This is a genomic window from Pseudomonas sp. HB05 (genome assembly GCF_016756915.1).
GTDB lineage: Bacteria > Pseudomonadota > Gammaproteobacteria > Pseudomonadales > Pseudomonadaceae > Aquipseudomonas > Aquipseudomonas alvandae.
Genome location: NZ_JAESPG010000001.1, coordinates 134,205 through 152,895 on the forward strand (window position 1 = coordinate 134,205; position 18,691 = coordinate 152,895).

At 60.5% G+C, this 18,691-nt stretch carries 17 protein-coding genes; 13 read left to right on the forward strand and 4 right to left on the reverse strand.

The window, feature by feature from the left end; translation table 11 throughout:
* Positions 1–64: 64 nt before the first annotated feature.
* A complete protein-coding gene (locus tag JMN22_RS00640; protein WP_030139046.1) occupies positions 65–772 on the reverse strand; it encodes an NUDIX hydrolase in 708 nt (235 codons plus the stop codon).
* Complete coding sequence (locus JMN22_RS00645) at positions 762–1,319, reverse strand: adenylyltransferase/cytidyltransferase family protein (protein WP_030139047.1); 558 nt, start codon at positions 1,317–1,319, stop codon at positions 762–764. The genes JMN22_RS00640 and JMN22_RS00645 overlap by 11 nt, the downstream gene beginning before the upstream one ends.
* 180 nt (positions 1,320–1,499) lie before the next feature.
* Here JMN22_RS00645 and JMN22_RS00650 point away from each other — a divergent pair, with 180 nt between their 5' ends.
* The 4 genes from JMN22_RS00650 to nudK are packed head-to-tail and all read left to right on the forward strand — an operon-like array spanning position 1,500 to position 4,858.
* Positions 1,500–2,147 (forward strand): nicotinamidase, encoded by a 648-nt coding sequence (locus JMN22_RS00650; RefSeq protein ID WP_030139048.1) that lies wholly within the window; start codon positions 1,500–1,502, stop codon positions 2,145–2,147.
* A gap of 9 nt (positions 2,148–2,156) precedes the next feature.
* The gene (pncB, locus tag JMN22_RS00655) at positions 2,157–3,386 is read left to right on the forward strand and encodes a nicotinate phosphoribosyltransferase (protein WP_198796144.1); all 1,230 of its coding nucleotides are present in this window, start codon (positions 2,157–2,159) and stop codon (positions 3,384–3,386) included.
* A gap of 1 nt (position 3,387) precedes the next feature.
* Positions 3,388–4,221: an ammonia-dependent NAD(+) synthetase gene (gene nadE / locus JMN22_RS00660; protein ID WP_198796145.1), complete on the forward strand. Its 834-nt coding sequence runs from the start codon at positions 3,388–3,390 to the stop codon at positions 4,219–4,221.
* A gap of 40 nt (positions 4,222–4,261) precedes the next feature.
* Positions 4,262–4,858 carry a GDP-mannose pyrophosphatase NudK gene (gene nudK / locus JMN22_RS00665; protein ID WP_198796146.1) on the forward strand — a complete coding sequence of 199 codons (597 nt, stop codon included), beginning with the start codon at positions 4,262–4,264 and terminating at the stop codon, positions 4,856–4,858.
* On the opposite strand, the gene ftrA is transcribed toward nudK, so the two are convergent.
* A complete protein-coding gene (ftrA, locus tag JMN22_RS00670) occupies positions 4,855–5,850 on the reverse strand; it encodes a transcriptional regulator FtrA (RefSeq protein WP_198796147.1) in 996 nt (331 codons plus the stop codon). The two genes, nudK and ftrA, sit on opposite strands and share 4 nt — an antisense overlap.
* Positions 5,851–6,202: 352 nt before the next feature.
* Between ftrA and JMN22_RS00675 the strand changes: the two genes are divergently transcribed.
* From JMN22_RS00675 to JMN22_RS00695, 5 genes are all read left to right on the forward strand, one after another.
* Positions 6,203–7,426 carry a cation:proton antiporter domain-containing protein gene (locus tag JMN22_RS00675; RefSeq protein WP_236010285.1) on the forward strand — a complete coding sequence of 408 codons (1,224 nt, stop codon included), beginning with the start codon at positions 6,203–6,205 and terminating at the stop codon, positions 7,424–7,426.
* 32 nt (positions 7,427–7,458) lie between these two features.
* On the forward strand, positions 7,459–8,253 hold the full coding sequence (locus JMN22_RS00680; RefSeq protein ID WP_030139054.1) for a HalD/BesD family halogenase: 795 nt from the start codon (positions 7,459–7,461) through the stop codon (positions 8,251–8,253).
* Between the two features lie 84 nt (positions 8,254–8,337).
* A complete protein-coding gene (locus JMN22_RS00685; protein WP_198796149.1) occupies positions 8,338–9,084 on the forward strand; it encodes an iron-containing redox enzyme family protein in 747 nt (248 codons plus the stop codon).
* On the forward strand, positions 9,081–10,010 hold the full coding sequence (rarD, locus tag JMN22_RS00690) for an EamA family transporter RarD (RefSeq protein WP_198796150.1): 930 nt from the start codon (positions 9,081–9,083) through the stop codon (positions 10,008–10,010). The genes JMN22_RS00685 and rarD overlap by 4 nt, the downstream gene beginning before the upstream one ends.
* 58 nt (positions 10,011–10,068) lie before the next feature.
* The gene (locus JMN22_RS00695) at positions 10,069–11,058 is read left to right on the forward strand and encodes an aspartate-semialdehyde dehydrogenase (RefSeq protein WP_030139057.1); all 990 of its coding nucleotides are present in this window, start codon (positions 10,069–10,071) and stop codon (positions 11,056–11,058) included.
* A 60-nt stretch (positions 11,059–11,118) separates the two neighbouring features.
* Here JMN22_RS00695 and JMN22_RS00700 read toward each other — a convergent pair whose 3' ends face one another.
* Positions 11,119–13,332 carry a sulfatase-like hydrolase/transferase gene (locus tag JMN22_RS00700; protein WP_198796151.1) on the reverse strand — a complete coding sequence of 738 codons (2,214 nt, stop codon included), beginning with the start codon at positions 13,330–13,332 and terminating at the stop codon, positions 11,119–11,121.
* A gap of 233 nt (positions 13,333–13,565) precedes the next feature.
* Between JMN22_RS00700 and JMN22_RS00705 the strand changes: the two genes are divergently transcribed.
* From JMN22_RS00705 to JMN22_RS00720, 4 genes are all read left to right on the forward strand, one after another.
* Positions 13,566–14,462, forward strand: coding sequence for a LysR family transcriptional regulator (locus tag JMN22_RS00705; protein WP_030139059.1), 897 nt, complete (start codon positions 13,566–13,568; stop codon positions 14,460–14,462).
* A gap of 131 nt (positions 14,463–14,593) precedes the next feature.
* Entirely contained in the window at positions 14,594–15,220 is a 627-nt protein-coding gene (locus tag JMN22_RS00710) for a glutathione S-transferase family protein (RefSeq protein WP_198796152.1), read from the forward strand.
* A 103-nt stretch (positions 15,221–15,323) separates the two neighbouring features.
* Entirely contained in the window at positions 15,324–16,517 is a 1,194-nt protein-coding gene (locus JMN22_RS00715; protein WP_198796153.1) for a DUF3142 domain-containing protein, read from the forward strand.
* Positions 16,504–18,651 (forward strand): hypothetical protein, encoded by a 2,148-nt coding sequence (locus JMN22_RS00720; RefSeq protein ID WP_198796154.1) that lies wholly within the window; start codon positions 16,504–16,506, stop codon positions 18,649–18,651. Before JMN22_RS00715 ends, JMN22_RS00720 begins: the two co-directional genes overlap by 14 nt.
* Positions 18,652–18,691: the final 40 nt, after the last annotated feature.

Consider the following 18,691-nt stretch of genomic DNA (forward strand, 5'->3'; position numbering starts at 1 on the left):
GTGGATCAGCAGCAACGCAAACCACGAAGAAACTGGCGCAGTATTCACGCTTGCGCGCTAAGCGCTACTCCAGAAAACACCGGTCAAAAAGGTAAACGCTGGCCGGCTTGAGATTCTCCACCGTGCGTTGCGGGCGGCCGCCTTCGCCGGCTTTTTTGCGGCCGGTTTCCTGCAGATAACCCGCCTCGGTCATTTTCAGCAGACGCTGGCGCATGCTGGTCTTGAGCACCGGACGACCGAGTACCACGGAGAAAATATCCACCGCTTCCGGCGCGCTGAATTCCGGGCCCAGGAACATCAACGGCAGGCTGCTGTAGAGGGCTTTGGACAGCAACCGTTCCTGGACCGCCGCCACCAGGCTGTTGTGGTCGAAAGGGAGTTTGATCGAGGCGTCTGCGACATCCTTGAGGGGAAAGAATCCCTGGTGTTCGGCGAGCTGGACCGTGTCGCTGAGAATCGCCAGGTAGAACGTCGAGGACGACCAGCAGCGCGGATCGCGGAACGCGTCGCCGACGGTGCCGACCTGTTCGATCCAGGCCAGCGGCATGCCGACCTTGCTTGAATTGCGCAGGCGCTCCACAGCGTCGTTCAGCGTGAGATCTTCGACGTCCCCATTGACCACGATCCCGGGCAACGCCCAATGGCCGGCGAACGGCTCGGCTTCCCGTCGGTTCAGGAGGATTTCCAGCGCCTGGGTCTCCCGGCAGAAGCGCAGCACACAAAGGTCGATGGTGTGCAGATAACCGCGCGCGGCGGCTGGGCTAGTGGGCATGTCGATTTCCGTGGGTAGCGTAAAGGTCATAGTTTAGCGGGTTCATGCCCGGAGCCATCCAGTGGGTGGGCAGCGGCTTGCCCAAGGCCAGTCGTTCGCGAACCACCGTGCTGCGCACGTGGATCTTTTCCTCCACGCGAAGAATGGAAAAGCGCTCCAGCAATTCCTCACCTCGATAGAACGTCGGCAGCAAATCGGCGACATCCTGGCCCACCACCAACGCGATCCGCTTGCCGTCCAGAGCCAGGCTGTCGGCGAGGTGGGCGAGCAGGGTGTAGCTGTAGATGGCGCCTTCAACGCCACGGGCCACGACCTGTTCCACCCGGCTTGCGCGCACTTCGGCGCGGCACAGTGGTTGCACCTTTTCGACGATCGACTCCAGCCAGTTCAGGCGAACCTCGTAGTTGACCATTTGCTTGCCGTGGGGATGCCGGAAGCTGGGGACCACCAGCACGCGTCTGGCAAAGCGTGAGGCCTCGATCATTACTTGAGCGTGGCCGGCATGAGGGGGATTGAAGGCGCCGCCATACAGGGCAATCTCGAACATGGCTTATCCTCGATTGGTACATGACATGTACTCTATAGGCAAAATCCTTTTTATGTAAACCTGATTCTTCTAGTTGCTTTGCTTAAGCATGGAAGCTTGGCCAAAAATATTTTTCGTGCCTGGCTTGTCATGAAAGTACATCACATATACTCTCGTGACCATGAAGAGGAGAAACCCAGCATGAACAGCCTGATCCGGAAAACCGCTTCCTTCGATGTCGATGCGCAAAAGAGCTTCACACCGCTGTGCCCTGACGAGCTTCCGGTGCCGGGCGGTGACCAGATTGCCGGTGAGCTGAATTTCATCGCGTCCCTGGCCAGCCTCCGCGTCGGCAGCAAGGACGCCCATTCGCCCCTGGCCCCATGGGTGGTCGCCGATCACGCACAGATGTTCGTGCCAACCGGGCTCGAGCACGCCGACATCACTTGGGTCAGCCACTGCGTTCCCGGTACTGAGGGTTTCGCCCTGCTGGATCAACTGCCGACGCCATATGACTACGACTATTTCGTCTGGAAGGGGGTAGAGCCGGATTTGCACCCGTACGGCGCCTGCTACCACGACCTGCACGGCAAGTTGTCCACCGGGGTGATCGAGTACCTCAAGGCCCAGCGTGTGGAGCAAGTCATAGTCGGCGGGCTGGCGCTGGATTTCTGCGTCAAGACCACCGCCCTGCAACTGGCCGCCGCTGGCTTCAAGGTGATCGTTCACCTCCCGGCCTGCCGGGCCATCAGTGAGGAGGGCGCCATTCAAGCCATCCAGGACATGCATCAAGCAGGCATCGCGGTGGCCGCGACGCGCGAAGAAACCCTCCGCCAGGCAAACGCATAAGGAAGAGACATGGACAGTGCATTCGATACAACCAGCGGCACCATCCAGAGTCTTCTGGACACCGACTACTACACCTTCACCATGATGCAGGCGGTCTTGCACCAGCACCCGAATGTCGAGGTGGAATACCAGTTCATCGTCCGCTCCAAGGAGCGGCTCGGTCACCTGATCCCGGATATTCGTGTCGAACTGGAGAAACTCGCCGGGTTGCAACTGCGCGAGGGGGAGCAGCGGTTTCTGTTCAACAAGCGTTTCCGTGAGTACCTGACACCGGACTTCGAACAGTTTCTCGGGCTGTTTCGCTTCAATCTGCGCTACATCCACGTTTCGGAGGTCGACGGCCAACTGCACATCCGCGTCCGTGGTCCGATGCTGCACTGCATCATGTTCGAGCAGCCGGTATTGGCGATGGTCAGCGAACTGCGCAATCGTGAGAAGTATCCCGAAGTCGAGTTGGCCGACGTCACCCGCAAGCTGTACCAGAAATTCGAATGGCTGGAGAAAAATGCCAGCCGTGAAGAACTCGCCGAGTTTCGCGTTTCAGACTTTTCCACCCGTCGTCGGCTGTCGTTCCGGGCCCAGCGGGAAGTGGTAAATGTCATGCGCAGCGATTTTCCTGGGGTCTTTGTCGGCACCAGTAACGCGCACTTGGCTTACGAATTCGATCTGCCCCTGATCGGCACCATGGCTCACCAGTGGCTGATGGTGCACCAGCAACTCGGACGCTTGCGCGAGAGCCAGAACGCGGCGTTGGAAAACTGGGTGCACGAGTATCGCGGCCGCCTCGGTATCGCCCTGACGGACTGCATCAGCACCGACTTTTTCCTCAAGGATTTCGACCTGTATTTTGCCAAGCTCTATGACGGCCTGCGCCAGGATTCCGGTGACCCGATCGTCTGGGCTGACAAGGTGCTGGGGCGTTACCAGGAACTGGGTATCGACCCGCGAACCAAGGACCTGATGTTTTCCGATGGCCTCAATTTCGAAAAATGCCTGCCGATCCTGCGTCACGTTCGCGGCAACGCCAAGTTCGGTTTTGGCATGGGCACCAGCCTGGCCTGCGATGTCGACGGTGTCGAACCGCTGAGCATCGTCATGAAGCTGGTGCGGGTCCACGGCGAGCCGGTGGTGAAGTTCTCCGATGATCCGATCAAGAACGTCTGCGAGGATGCCTCGTTTCTGCGGTACGCCGCCCAAGTGTTCAACGTTGCCCTGATCAATCCACAGTTGGGAGCTTGATATGACATCGTTCCTGCAAGAACGCATTGCCCAGGAACTGGGCATCGACCGTCAACTCACTCAGGGCGGCGAAGCCAGCGAGATCGCCCGCCGCGTCGAGTTCATCAAGCAGGTCCTGCGAGAATCCGGTTGCCAGTCCCTGGTCCTGGGGATCAGTGGCGGCGTCGACTCGCTCACCGCCGGCCGCCTATGCCAATTGGCGGTGGAGCAACTGCGCAATGAAGACTACGCGGCGCGATTCATCGCCGTCCGGCTACCGTACAAGGCCCAGGCTGACGAGCAGGACGCCCAGGCGTCCCTGGACTTCATCCGGCCGGACTTGATCACCATCAGCAATATTGCCGCGTGCGTTGACAGCTTGATGGGCAGCATTGCCATCGATGGCTTGCAGCCTTCGGCCGAACTCACCGACTTTGCCAAAGGCAACGCCAAGGCCCGCGCCCGGATGCTGGCGCAATACGCCATTGCCAATCTGAGCACCGGATTGGTGGTCGGCACCGATCATGGGGCGGAGGCGGTGATGGGCTTTTTTACCAAGTTTGGCGACGGCGCATGCGACCTGGCACCGCTGTCCGGGCTGACCAAGACCCAGGTGAGACTGCTGGCCGACGCGATGGGCGCCCCGGCGCACCTGGTGCGCAAGGCGCCGACCGCTGATTTGGAAGACCTGGCGCCCGGTAAGTTGGATGAAGTGGCGTATGGCTGCAGCTACGAGGAAATCGATGCGTACCTGATGGGCGAAGAGGTGTCGCCCAAAGCGCGACAAATCATTGACCGCGCTTACCTCAAGACAGCCCACAAGCGAGCACTGCCTCGCGTTCCGGTATCGTTGTAATAGGTTTAAATAGGGGCTTTGGTCTCGAACGGAGTGGAAAATGACCCAGGCAAGCAGCATCAAGGACCGCGTACGTATCAAGCAGGTCGAGGTCCTCTCGGACAATTGGTACATCCTGCGCAAGACCACTTATGACTACCTCGGCCGCAACGGCCAATGGCGCGAGCTGACCCGCGAGACCTATGACCGCGGCAACGGCGCCACCATCCTGCTTTACAGCAAAGCCAAGCAGACCGTGGTGTTGACCCGGCAATTCCGCTTCCCGGCGTTCGTCAACGGGCACGACGGCCTGTTGATCGAAACCTGCGCCGGCCTGCTGGACAACGATGATCCGCAGACCTGCATCCGCAAGGAAACCCAGGAAGAAACCGGCTATGTCGTCCAAGACGTGCGCAAGGTATTCGAGGCGTTCATGAGCCCGGGCTCGGTGACCGAGCGGATCCATTTTTTTGTCGGTGAATACTTCGACGAAGACAAGCAGCACGAAGGTGGCGGGCTTGAGGCCGAAGGGGAAGAGATCGAAGTGCTGGAGATGCCGCTCGACCAGGCCCTGGGCATGATCGAGACCGGCGAAATCTGTGACGGCAAGACCATCATGTTGTTGCAGTACGCCAAGTTGCATCGGTTGCTGGATTAGCAGTTGGCTGCCCAGGCCGCTTGCTTGCTGATTTCATCGCTGCCAAATCTCTCACGGTAGGCCGAGGGAGCCAGGCCCACCGCGTTGCGAAAGGCTGCGCGGAAACTTTCCACTGACCGATACCCACAGGCGTGTGCGATACCGGCGGTGTTTTGATCGGTGCTTTCCAGCAGCTCGCGAGCGCGGTTCAGTCGTTCCTGCTGAAGCCAGGCCTTGGGCGACAGTCCCGTGGTTTCAATGAAACGCCTCAAAAAGGTTCGTTCGCTCATGGCCACGCGAGCCGCCATGTCAGCCACGCTCAACGGTTGGTCCAGGTGCTCGCGGATCCATTGCAACACGCGCGTCAGCTCGTTGCGTGGTGACTTGCACACCGGGGCGACGATGAATTGCGACTGGCCGCCGGTTCTCTGTGGCGCCATTACCAAGCGTCGGGCCACCGAGTTGGCGATGTGCGTGCCGAAATCACGAGCGATCAAATGCAGGCAGGCGTCGATACCGGCGGCACTTCCGGCTGAGGTGATCACCTGGCCGGAATCGACGTAGAGCACATTAGGGTCAACCTTGATGTTGGGGAATCGTTCGGCCAGCTCCTTGGAAAATTGCCAATGCGTGGTAGCGGTTTCTCCATCGAGCAGCCCTGTGGCGGCGAGCACGAACACCCCCGAGCAGATGGACAGCAGGCGTGCGCCGCGGGCATGAGCTCTTGCAAGGGCTTGCAATAGCGCTTCGGGGGGCCGCTCATAACGGTTGCGCCAACCGGGGACGATGATGGTCTGTGCGGTTTCAAGCTCTTCCAGACCCGCGTCGACGGAGATTTGCAATCCTCCCAGCGCACGCATCGGCCCCTCGTCGACGGCAACGATGCGGTGGGTATACCAAGGGACGTCCAGTTCTGGGCGGGGTAGCCCGAAGATCTCGAGGGCGATGCCGAATTCGAATACGCAAAGGCCCTCATAGACGAGGATGGCCACTGTTCCAGGAAGAGCATTCATTTGGCGTAAATTCACCGTTTATTGTCGTCTGCTGCACTGTAGCGGACAGTCCCCTGCCCCTACAATCGCTGCCAGGCAATCAGGAAAACCAAGACGGCTGCACCCCACAAAGGTGATCGCCGCATTACCGGTACCCCACCCCATCGCACCGGTAGAGGATTGTCACTTCCAGATTTATTCCTGCTTCAACAGAATTCGATTCGTACGGATAGGCCAAGTGTGCGCATCTTATTGGGTTCTGTTACGGACGCTGTTAACGGATAACGGCGTTGAAGGAGTTGTGAGTTGTAACCGGATTAACCTGGACGTTGTAAGGGAAAGGACTATGTTGCTGATCCAGATAGTGTTTGTCATGTTGTCAGCAAAACTCCTGGGTGCTGCGTTCAATCGCTTGGGGCAGCCACAGGTTGTTGGAGAAATGATTGCCGGTTTCATGTTGGGCCCCGTTGTACTGGGCCAGTTGTTTCCCGCCTTCCATCAGCAACTATTCGATAGCAGCGCTATCACCCAGCTCAAAGTCCTGAGCGAGTTGGGCATATTGTTGTTCATGTTCGTCATTGGTGCCGAGTTTCGTTTCCCATTGAAACAGAGCAAGACCGGCTTCCATGCCATGGTCATCGGCGCCTTCAGCATTGTCATCCCTTTTTCCCTCGGCGCCGCGATAGCTCCCTGGCTGTACGAACATTTCGCCAGCACCGGGACGTCTCGGTTGGCCTTTGTCTTGTTCATAGGCACCGTGTTTTCCGTCACCGCTTTTCCGGTACTGGCGCGGATCCTCAAGGAACGCGGCATGCTCGGTACGCAGACCGGTGCGATCGCCTTGCTGGCCGCCGCCATGAGCGATGTGGTCGCCTGGATGTTGATTGCCGCTGTCGCGATGGTGAACGGTCAGGACAGTGACTGGATGGCCCTGGTCGTCCGGGGTGGTTGCCTGTTACTGCTGGTGGCCTTTTCGTTCCTGGTGCTCAAGCCCCTCTTGAACCGTTGGCTCGCCGCCGAAGGAAAGCTTGCGCAACCGATGGTGCTCGTGGCGTTGCTGGCTGGTGTGATGATCTATGGCAGCCTGACCCACGCGCTGCAAGTGCACGCCGTATTTGGTGCCTTCCTGTTCGGCCTGTGCTTGCCGCGTGACCAGCGTTTGCTGGACATGATCATCGAACGGCTGGAGCACGTATCGCTGATCATACTGATGCCCTGTTTCTTTGCCCTGGCCGGCTTGAGCACCACCTCGTCGGCGTTCACCGGGCTTGGGGCCTGGGTGCTGCTGGTGATCCTGCTCGTGGCTGTCACTGCGAAGATATTCGGCAGCGCGCTGGGCGCTCGGCTTGTGGGTTGCTCCTGGTCGACGTCGCTGAGCATCGGTGCACTGATGAACACCCGCGGCCTGATGGAACTGGTCGTGCTCAAGATCGGCCTGGACATGGGCATCATCGGCAGCGAGCTGTTTACCGCCCTGGTGGTCATGACCATCGTCACGACGCTGATGACCGGTCCGCTGATGAATCTGCAAGAAAAGAAAATCTTTCCGGTACGCAACTCGTCGACTCCGAGTGCGTTGCCTCCCGTGGATTTGTAACACCGACCGATAACAATGGAATGGAGCGATAAATGAGCGAACAAACGTCCAGCTTGGTTATTGAAGTAATGGAGCAGCAACTGGCCAAGCATTTCCAGGCTCTTTTGCAGGATGAAAACCGGATGAAGCAGATTCGTAATGAATTTCGCCGCGACGGTTACTTCAACTTCAAAAACTTTTCCTTTCTGCCGAAAAGGATTTTGGAAAATGTTCATGCCGAAGTTCATGCGTTATTGGACGAGTATTCGGTGCGCCGCGATGTGACGGTTCCATCCACCGGTAATACCTACCGCAAAATGTATAACGTCAACCAACCGGAGATCGCCGAGGGCGGGACGTTCATTCCCGCGCTTTATCAATCCGAGTCGCTGCGTAAGTTCTTGGGCAATATTGCCGGCGACGACTTGGCGTCCTGCTGGGAGCAGGAGCAATACCTGATCACCAAACTGAGCCACCCGGGCGATACCCATGGCTGGCATTGGGGTGATTACCCGTACACCATGATCTGGATCATCGAGGCGCCCGAGGACCCGGCGATCGGTGGCGTGCTCCAGTGCGTGCCGCACAGCGAGTGGGACAAGCAGAACCCGCAGATCTGGCAGTACATCCTCAACAACCCGATCAAGTCGTATCACCACCTCAAGGGTGATGTGTATTTCCTCAAGTCGGATACCACGTTGCACCACGTGGTACCGATCCAGCAGGAAACCACTCGGATCATTCTCAACACATGCTGGGCCAGTGCCCATGACCGGCGAACCGATGTCGCCCACGAAAGTATCGAAGTGATCTGGGATACCAAGGCCAGGACCACCGAAGAGGCCTGACGGCGAGCGGCCGGGCGGATGGGTGTCCGCCCGGTTTCATATTTGGAAAATCAACGTTGCCCCCGGGGCTCAAGGAAGCAGGCCATGTCCATCACTCAAGAAACGTTTCAATCCGAAACCGCCTATGTCGTACGCAACGAAGGCGTCGATCTGGAGCTCAAGTTGTTCATGGATGAGCAGATCGAATACATCCTCAAGCATCGCGCGACCGAGCACCCATTTCTGAACGCCTATGCCGAGCACGGTCTGCCGCCGGAGCAAAGCCAGGTGCTGTACCTGGAAACCCTGCACTACTTCAAATACCTGCCGTTCTATGTTTGTGGGATTTCCACCATCACCCGTGACGAGGCAGTCCTTCGCACCATCGCCTTCAACGCTCGCGATGAACTGGGGGAAACCCATTCCCATTCCGACTTGTACCGCAAGTTCCTGCACGACAAGGGCATCAGCGAGGAGCAGATCGAGGCCTACAAGTGCCTGCCCAGCACTCAGGCGTTGAACGACGGCATTTGCGCGCTCTACAGCAAACCGCCATTGCAAAAGGCACTGGGTGGCTTGTTCGCCGACGAGGCGATGTCCGCATCGATGGTTTCCAAATACAACGATGGCTTGATCAAGGAAGGCGTCAGCGAACGCGGCCGGTTCTTCTGGACGCTGCACATGGAAGTCGAAGTCGGCCACTCCAACGCAGTGTTCAACGTCATGGAAAAACACCTGCAGACGCCGCAAGAGCGTCGTCTGTTCGCCGAAGGCATTGAACAGTACCTGCACCTGATGGAAGTGTACTGGGATGGCATCGAGCGCAAACTCAACGCTGGAGGACGCCAATGACTGCCCAGAACGAATCCGGACAAGGCGTCGCCTTCGGGCTCGGCGCCACGCTGCTCTGGGGCTCGTACCCGCTCTGGTACAAGCCGTTGGCCGGGCTCGATGCCTATCATCTGCTGTCCTGGCGGGTGGTGTTCGCCGAGTTGTTTCTCCTGGCACTGGTGTTGTTGACCGCGCGGGTCGGGACGTTGCGCGCTACGCTCAAGACCGTCCGCCCGGCCAATGTGCTCACGGTGTCCGCGGTGTTGGGGCTTTGGTGGCTGATGTACATCTACGGGATCATGACCGGGCGCGTACTGGAGGTGGCCTTCGGCTATTTCCTCAGCCCGATCATGAGCATGGTGGTGTCGCGGGTGATCTTCAAGGAGCGTCTCACGGCCCTGCAAACCTGGGCGATCTTCCTCGCCGTCACAGGCGTGACATTGATGGCGTTCGAGCTGCTGAACCTGCATTCATTCCCATGGATCGCGCTGGTGATCGGCTTCTGCTATTCGTTCTACGGCATCTTCAAGAAAAAGGTACCGGGTGATCCGGTGGTCATCCAGACGCTGGAAATTGCCGTGCTGCTGCCGTTCGCGGCGCTGTTCCTGGTGTGGGCTCAGGCCCAGGGCCAAGGGCACCAGTTCCTGCAGTCGGGTACTCGCGATCTGCTGTTGGTCGCGACGGGTCTGATCACGGTGTTGCCTTTGTGGTGGTACAGTCTGGCGGCCAAGCAGCTGTCGATGATCACGCTGGGCTTCTTGCAGTTCGTCCCGCCAATTTGCAACTTCCTGTTGGCGGCATTCGTTTATGGTGAACCGGTCTCGTCGTTGAAACTGGCGGCGTTCTCGTTCATCTGGCTGGCGCTTGCGTTGTTTACCTTGAACTCCATCCGGGTCCAGCGTGCAGCGGCGGCCGCCAGGTTGTCCGTGCAAATGCGTACGGCATGACATACCCGCCTGCGCCGTCTCGAGGCGGCGCGGGTTTTTTCAGGATAAGGGAATCGAAATGAAGAAAGTCGCCGTGGTGGGTTGCACCGGTGCAGTGGGCATGACCATGCTGCAATTGCTTGAAGATACCGACTACGAGGTGGTCTGCATGGCCTCTGAACGTTCGGCCGGCAAGCGCTTGAAGGCTGGTAGCACCGAGCACCTGATCGAGCCTTTTTCGGTCGAAGGCTGCGCCTCGTGCGATATCGTCTTCCTGTGTGTTTCCGGGGCGTTTGCCCTGGAATATGGTGAGCGACTGGCTGAAAATTCCTACGTTATCGATAACTCCTCGGCTTTTCGCTATCACCCGAATATCCCGCTGCTTGTACCGCCGATCAACGGTCAACGCTACAAGGGCGAAAAACTGATTGCCAATCCCAACTGTTCTTCGGCCATCGCACTCATGGTGCTGGGACCGCTGCACGACGCATACGAGCTTGAAAGCGCGATCATTTCCACTTACCAGGCCGCCAGCGGTGCGGGCCAACCGGCCATGCTGGAGCTGCGTGAAAAGGCCAAGGCGTTCAGCGACTATGGCGATCAGGACGGCAGCGAAAACTTCGCCCACAACCTGGCGTTCAACGTGATCCCTCAAGTCGATTCGTTTGAAGACAACGGTTATACCCGCGAAGAGATGAAAGTGGTCTGGGAACTGCGCAAGGTCCTGGACGAGCCGGAGCTGGCCATCAGCACGACGGCGGTTCGGGTACCGACCCTGCGTTCCCACGCCGAGAGCCTGAGCCTGCGCTTCAGGAAGCCGGTGCAATCACTGGCCCAGGTGCGTGAACTCCTGGCGGCTGCGCCAGGTGTCGAGGTGGTGGATGAACCCAAGCAAGGCGTTTATCCGATGCCCATGACCTCGACCTATAAGCACGCCGTGGAAGTAGGACGGATTCGCTACAATCTGATCTACGGCGATCACGGGCTGGATCTGTTTATCAGCGGCGACCAGTTGCTGCGAGGCGCGGCACTGAACGCGTTCGAAATCATGCAATTGGTCAATGACTGATCACCAAGGGGTTGAATGATAAACGCGCAACCGCTTTACAGCGGCTGCGCGTTTTTTCATTCAGCTGGACTGAGGCTCGCTGTCGTCCTGCAAATCGTCCAGGTATTCCGGTTGGTCCAGCTGTTCCGGCAGTTCAGTCACGACACTGAAGTCGCTGATCTCGATGGCGCCCGTCCCGTGGCCGAGCAAGTGGAAGGAGAACGCCTTGCGCGGCTGCGGGTTATCGAAATGGATATCCATCACCAGCGGCTGATCGGTGGTCACCGCGACGTCGGTGGGCAAATCCATCGGCACGTCCTGTTCGAACTCCTTGGCCTTGAGGGATATGTACGCGGCGTGGTCCGCGTCCACGGCTCGGATGCTCAAGCTGACGCGCGTGCGGGTGCCCTTGGGCATTTCCAGGTACTGGGCGCCGATCAGATTGTCGGTCCAGTCGTTGGACACCTGGGCCGGCAGCGGGATCTTTTCCGCGCTACCGAATTGGTAGTGTTGGTTCAAGGGCGTGGTGAACAACGTCTGGTCCAGTGCCGTGGCTCGGGCACTGACTTGTCTTGCGCGTTGGCCGCTGTATTGCCCCAGGTAGGTGGCGCTGTCGGCGATGAAGCCTTCGCTCCTGTAGTCGAGGCAATGTTGCTGGAAATCGCATTCGGTGAAGGTGCCCTTGCCATCGTGGTAGCGCAGCTTGCCGTTGGTGAACGACATGATTTCCCGGCCCGTCGCATAGTCCCTGAACATCGAGCGACCGGACAGCGAAGTCGGCACTTTGAAACCGAAGTAGTCGAGTACCGAAGCGGTCAGGTCGACATGGCCATGAACCCCTTGCTTGAGGCGCGGCAATGGCTCGGGCGCCAACATGAGGTTGAAGCCCCAGGACGAGGCCAGGCGCACATCGTCGATGCCGTGGGATTCATCCGAAGTGATGATCACCAGGGTATTGTCCAGGATGCCCTGGCGTTCCAGGCCGGCGAGGAAGCTGTCCAGCGCATCGTCCAGGTAACCCACGGCGGCCTGCTTGGCGGTGTCGTAGCGCTCCAGGTAATCCTCTGGCGCTGAATAGGGTTGATGTGTGCCCACTGTCAGCAGTGTGAGCATCCAGGGTTTATCCGCCTGTTGCAGGTGCCCGACGTAATCCAGCGCGCCTTCGAAGAAAGTCTTGTCATCCTTGCCCCAGGGAAACTCCAGATAGGCGGGGCGGGTGAACCATTCCATGCCCAGGGTCGTGTCGAAGCCGATGTGCGGCATGATCCGGTCCTTGGCCATGAACCGCAGGCCGGCGCCCTGCAGGAAGTGGGTCGAGAATCCGTTCTGGCGCAATTGGGCAGGCAAGCAGGCCTGGTTGCGCTGGCTCTGGTTGAGCATTTCGACGCCCTTGGGCGTGCCATTGTCGAGCTTGTCGTAGTCGCCGCACAGCATGGCGTACAGGCCTCGAATGGTCTGGTGGCTGTGCAACACGTAGTCGGGTGTGTTCATTCCGCGCTCGGCCCAGGCGCTGAGGCGCGGCATGAGGTTTTCCTGATAACTGCTTTTCAAGGCCTGGCGATTGGTTTCCAGGTAGGCGCCGGGAATGCCTTCCAGGGCGATGATCAGGACGTTGCGCGCGCGGCCCGGCGCGGCGAGCAGCTTTTTCCCTTCGAGATCCAGCCGGGTCAGCCCTTCCATGGGGGGAAGCGGTTCCTCGGTATCCCCGGCGACCCACTCTTGAATGTGCACCTGGCCGGCGGCGAGGCCTGCCGTCATGAGCTGGTGGGGCAGGTTGAACAGGTTCCACTGGTCCGCTTCGCTGGGCCGCCAGGTTTGCACCGTGCCGTGAACCAGCAAAAGCGCCGCCGGCAGCGCCCAGGCATGGCGCGGCAAGCCGGGTGCCCGGCGGCTCCGATTGATCCAGTGGACCGCCAGACAGAGCGCCAAGGCGACCAGCTGGACGGCGGCGAGCCAGGGATGAGCGAAGCCGCCACTGGTGGAGTTCTCGACAAATTGCGGGTCGGTCAAATATTGGAGGTCCGACGGCGTTGGCATCCGTCCGACCGCACTGACCAGTTCGCTGCTGGCCAACATCAGCGCGGCCCAGGCCAGCAATACCGATAACGCCAGCCACCCGGGGCGTCGATGCAACAACACGATCAATAAGCTGCCGATGGCGAAGTCGGACAGATAGCCCAGCAGGTCGGACCAGCCAAGAACCAGGCGCAGCCCCATCGGGACGAAGAGCACGCATCCGGCCAGCGCGAGAAGGCTCGCGAGTGGATGAGTCAGCGCTCGATAAAAAACATTCACGGAAACGGGCCTTTTGTTCAAACCAATCCAGCAAACACACAACCCTGTAGGATTCTGCATTTGGTCATTAAACAGTCACAAGACTGTGCAGGATGGTACCAAGCGCAGCAGCCATTTTTGGTCCACAACCTCGCGGCTGGCTGCGGTTCGCGGGTCAATCCCTCTACAATGGCGACACGGCGTGGCTTTCAGGCGTGTTTAATCTTGTTTCAAGATTTCTCATCGGAGGATGGATGGACAGGTTCCAGGAGATGCAGGTGTTTGTCGCCGTGGCCCAGGATTCTGGATTTTCGGCCGCCGCGCGACGCTTGGGCCTGTCGGCCGCCAGCGTGACGCGGGCGGTGGCGGCGCTGGAACAACGCATCGGTACGCCGTTGCTGGTGCGGACCACGCGCAACGTCTACCTGAGCGAAGCCGGCCAACGCTTTCTCGATGACTGTCGGCGGATCCTCGGCGATTTGCAGGAAGCCGAGGACTCGGCGGCCGGCAGTCACGCCCAGCCTCGGGGACAACTGACCATCACCGCGCCGGTGCTGTTCGGGCAATTGTTCGTCACGCCAGTACTGGTGGATTACCTGGGGCGTTTTTCCGAGGTTTGCGTCAACGCCTTGCTGCTGGATCGCACCGTCAGCATGGTGGAAGAGGGCATCGACGTTGCCGTGCGCATCGGTGAGTTGCCCGATAGCAGCCTGCACGCCGTCCGTGTCGGCGAGGTGCGGCGGGTGGTGTGTGGCTCCCCCGGGTTCTTCGCCCGCCATGGCCGGCCTGAACACCCGCAGGACCTGGAGCGGATGCCCGTGGTGTCGTCCTCGGCCATTGGCCAGGTCAGGAACTGGACCTTTGTCGAGGCGGGCCAGCCGCTCTCGGTCCGGCCTGCGCCTCGGCTGGTGGTGACGGCCAACCAGGCTGCCATCGGCGCGGCGTGCCAGGGGTTGGGGATGACGCGGGTCCTGTCCTATCAGGTGGCGAGCTGCATTGCCGCCGGCGAGTTGGAAATCGTCCTGGCCGACTTTGAGCTGCCGCCCCTGCCGATCCATGTGGTGTACCAGGGCGGGCGCAATGCGCCGGCGCGGGTTCGCAGTTTCGTGGACTTCATAGTGAGTGCGCTGCGGGAACACCCGGCCCTGTAGCGCTGAGGCATTGTTTCGCTGATAGAAATAAAGGATTGCGTTTGCAGGTGATTCTATAGCTCCAGGCATGAGCAGAAGATGACCCCATCGACGCCGCATAACGAGGGCGTCATTTCCCAGCGGAGTCGACCATGAACCCAATCAAGCTCTATCACTTCCCACTGTCCGGCCACGCACACCGTGTCCAATTGATGCTTTCGTTGCTCGAACTGCCGGTCGAGATTATTTTCGTCGACTTGGCCAAGGGGGCGCACAAACAGCCGGAATTCCTCGCGATCAACGCGTTCGGCCAGGTGCCGGTCCTGGACGATAACGGCGTGGTGCTGGCGGATTCCAACGCCATCCTGGTGTACCTGGCAAGCAAATACGGCCACGGTCACTGGCTGCCGACGGACCCGGTCGGCGCCGCTCGCGTCCAGCGCTGGTTGTCGGTCGCCGCCGGTCCTTTGCATGCCGGTCCGGCCACGGCGCGCTTGATCACGGTATTCGGTGCGTCGCACAACGCCGAGGATGTGATTGCCCGGTCCCATACTCTGCTCAAAGTCATCGACCAGGAATTGAGCAACAGCACCTATCTGGCGGGTGACGCGCCGACCATTGCCGACATCGCGGGCTACACCTATATCGCCCATGCGCCCGAGGGCAATGTTTCGCTGCAGGACTACGCCAACGTACGAGCATGGCTGGCGCGGATCGAGGCCTTGCCAGGGTTCGTGGGCATGCCACGGACCGCAGTGGGCTTGCAGAAAGACGCTTGAGCATCGGCCCGGTTGCGGCGAGGGTGCAATCGTCCTCGCCGCTGGTTTCTGTAAGACCACGGAAGCGTTAATCTGCCAGCCTTTCCCGGGGTGGCTACGTTTCATGACTTTTATCCACAGGCTCTCGCTGGCACTGGCCGCGTTGTTTTTGAGCGGCTGTGACCAGCCCGCGCCAACCGTCCTCGATCAACAACTCTATGTCTGGCAACGCCAATGGACGCCGGCCCATGAAGGCGCGTTGCGGCAAAGCCGTGGCGACTTTTCCAGCTTGCGGGTGCTGGCGTTGCAGGCGTTTCCCGGCGCCGGCTGGAATCGCGCGCGTATCGATGCGGCGCTGCTCAAGGCTGACGGTCGACCGCTCATTGCGGTGATTCGCCTGGACGGCCAGCTCAAATCCCTCGACCAAGACGACGTGATCGCACAAATCCAGCAATTGCTTGGCGACTGGCAAGCCCAGGGCCTGGCGCCCGTGGGGGTTGAAATCGACCACGACGCCGGCAACGCACGGCTGCCAGCCTATCGGACCTTCCTCGCCCGACTCCGGCAAACCTTGCCGGCGACCTTGCAACTGAGCATCACGGCGTTGCCGGCCTGGCTCAGCAGCCTTGAATTGCCCGAACTGTTGAAGACCGTCGACAGCAGTGTCCTGCAGGTGCATGCGGTCAGCGACCCGCGCCAAGGCTTGTTCGACGCTGAACAGGCCAGGCGCTGGGCCGAGCGCTGGGGCGAGGTCACTGCGCGGCCGTTCTACCTGGCGCTGCCAGCCTACGGTGTGGCGCTGCTGACCCAGGAAAGCGGTGCGCCGATGGTGGAGAGTGAAGTGCCCATCGACCGGGGCGGCGAGCGTCGGGAGTTGCTGGCCGATCCGCAGCAAGTGGCCGGGCTTGTGATGAAGCTTCGCGCCGAACCGCCCAGGCATTTGAGCGGGTTGATCTGGTTTCGCCTGCCGCTGGTGGGGGATCGGCGCGTCTGGAGCCTGGCGACCCTTGGCGCGGTGGCCCGTGGCGAAAGCCTGGAAAGCCGCCTGGTTGTGCAAATGGAAGAGCGGGACGGCCTCTACGATATCCGCCTGGTCAACCAGGGCAACCTCGACCTGCCTTGGCCCCAGCGCCTGACGCTGGCGGTGAGCGCGTGTGACGGGGTCGATGCCCTGGCCGGTTATACGTTGCAACAAACCCCCGGACTGCTTACCTTCACCCGCATTCAGGAAGGCCGCTTGGCTGCCGGTGCCCAGCGGGCGATCGGCTGGGCGCGCTGTACGAAAATTGACCAAGGAGGATTCAATGTCTACCCGTAAGTGGCCTCGTCGCCTGCTGTGCCTGAGCCTCAGTTTGCCGCTGGCTCACGCGTGGGCCTGCGGACCGGATTTCCCATTGCGCCTGCTGGATAACCGCGCCCAATCCCTGGCGGAGTTGCCCGAAGGCAGCTTTCGTTTCGAGATCAGCCGTCTCGGCCAGGCCATTGCCGGGTTGAAGCCGACGACGGAGGCGACGCGCAATCCTGATTACAGCTACGACGACGTTTCTTCTTACGTGGAACAGCGCACCAAGGCTGAACAGCTTGGCCTGACGCCGCCGCAACAAGCCGTGGTGGAGCGTTTGCGAGCGTTGAGCGATGTCGAACAGGTCGCCACCGAAGCGGCGAACCTGCCCGCCGAGCTGCGCTTGTACGCGGTTGGCGCGGCGGCCTTCAACGCCGGCAACCATCAGCGTGCGGTCGAGGCGTTCCAGCAATTGCTGGCATTACCGGCCGACGAGCGTCGCCTGCGCAGCACCTGGGCGGCGTATTCCTTGGGCCGTGCGTTGTTTGCCATGAGTGCCGAGGCCGGCAGCGGTGAACCCGCCGTGTTGCTGGATCAGTCGCGGCAAGCGTTTCGCCAGGTCCGCGAGCTGAGCATTGCCGGGTTCAGCGACCCGCTGGAGTTGGGCGTCGCCAGCCTCGGCGAGGAAGCCAGGGTGGCCTATACCGCTGATGATTGGGACAGCGCCATCGGGCTGTACGCGACACAAAATCTGCAAGGCTCGCCGGTGGGCTACAGTTCGTTGCTGCAGTTGGCGGGCGGCTTGAGCGTCGAGCCGGAAGAACGCTTGCGCACGTTGCTCAAGGCCAAGGCGGTCCAGCGCCTGGTGACGGCTTATCTGCTCAGTCGCGTTGGCTGGTGGGACGGTGAAGAGCCGTCCGGGGAGAAAACCCTCGTCAAGCTGTTGCAAGCCAGTGCCCAAGGCAACCTGGAGGATGCCGACCGCTTGGCCGCCGTGAGTTATCAACACGGTGACTACACCAGCGCCAGAGCCTTCGTGGACAAGGCCGCCGACACCGGGCTGGCCTGGTGGGTACGGGCCAAGCTGGCGCTGCGCGACGGTGACAAGGCCGGCGCGGCGGCGGCTTATGCCAACGCCGCCCAGGCATTCCCCAAAGACGAATCGTGGGGCGGTCGACGCACGCCGGACTGGGACTACGAGACAGTACAACCCAAGTGCCGGGTCGATGGCGAAAGCGCGATCCTGGCGCTGCAACGGGGCGACTACCTGCAAGCTTTCGATCAGCTCTATCGCGGCCAGTACAATTACTGGTATGACGCGGCGACCGTCGCCGAGCGTGTGCTGACCGTCGATGAGCTCAAGCAATATGTCGATGCCCAGGTCCCCGCACCACCGCCGTTGAGCCAGCAAGATCGAGACAACTATGTACCGTTGTCGGTGGCGGCGAATCTGCGCAACCTCTTGGGTCGTCGTTTGCTGCGCGAAGGTCGCTACGATGAAGCCCCGGACTATTTCGACAATCCCGAGCTGCAGGCCAAGGCCCGCGCCTACGGACAACTGCGTGAGGATGCCGAGTCCAAATGGTTGCCGACCAGCCGAGCCGAGGCGTATTTCAATGCGTCCGTCATCGCGCGCCGGTCCGGCATGCAGCTGCTGGGCTACGAAATGGCGCCGGACTACGCCAGCCTGGAAGGCAACTACAGTTTTGAACCGGTGGAGCTCAAGGTCGGTCCGCTGGTGGCGGAAAGCGAAGTGCAACGGCAACAGGCCAGCGCCGCCCAACCGGACGTGCGCTACCACTACCGTTTCGTCGCCACGGCGCTGGCGAGCCAGGCCGCCGATCACTTGCCGCACACCAGCCAGGCGTTCGCGGCGGTGTTGTGCAGGGCAGTGGGGTATAACTCCAGCCTCGAAGAACAAAGCGCGCTGTACCAGCGTTATGTGAAGGAGGGGCCTTACGTGGAGTGGGCGTGGGATTTCGGCCACCAATGCCCGGAACCGGCGTTCGACCAGGCTAACAAGCGCTACGTGACCCAGGCCTTGGCGCCCGTTCGCTCGGCGCTGCGACCATTCAAGACCTGGTTGGAAGTGGGCGGCGCGGTGCTGGTGGTCGCCGTTGCGTTGGCGTTGATCAGCCGGCGCAAGCGCAAGGCCCGGATGGCGGGGTAACGCCGCTCATTGAATTAAAAACGCAGGACATGTGGCGAGG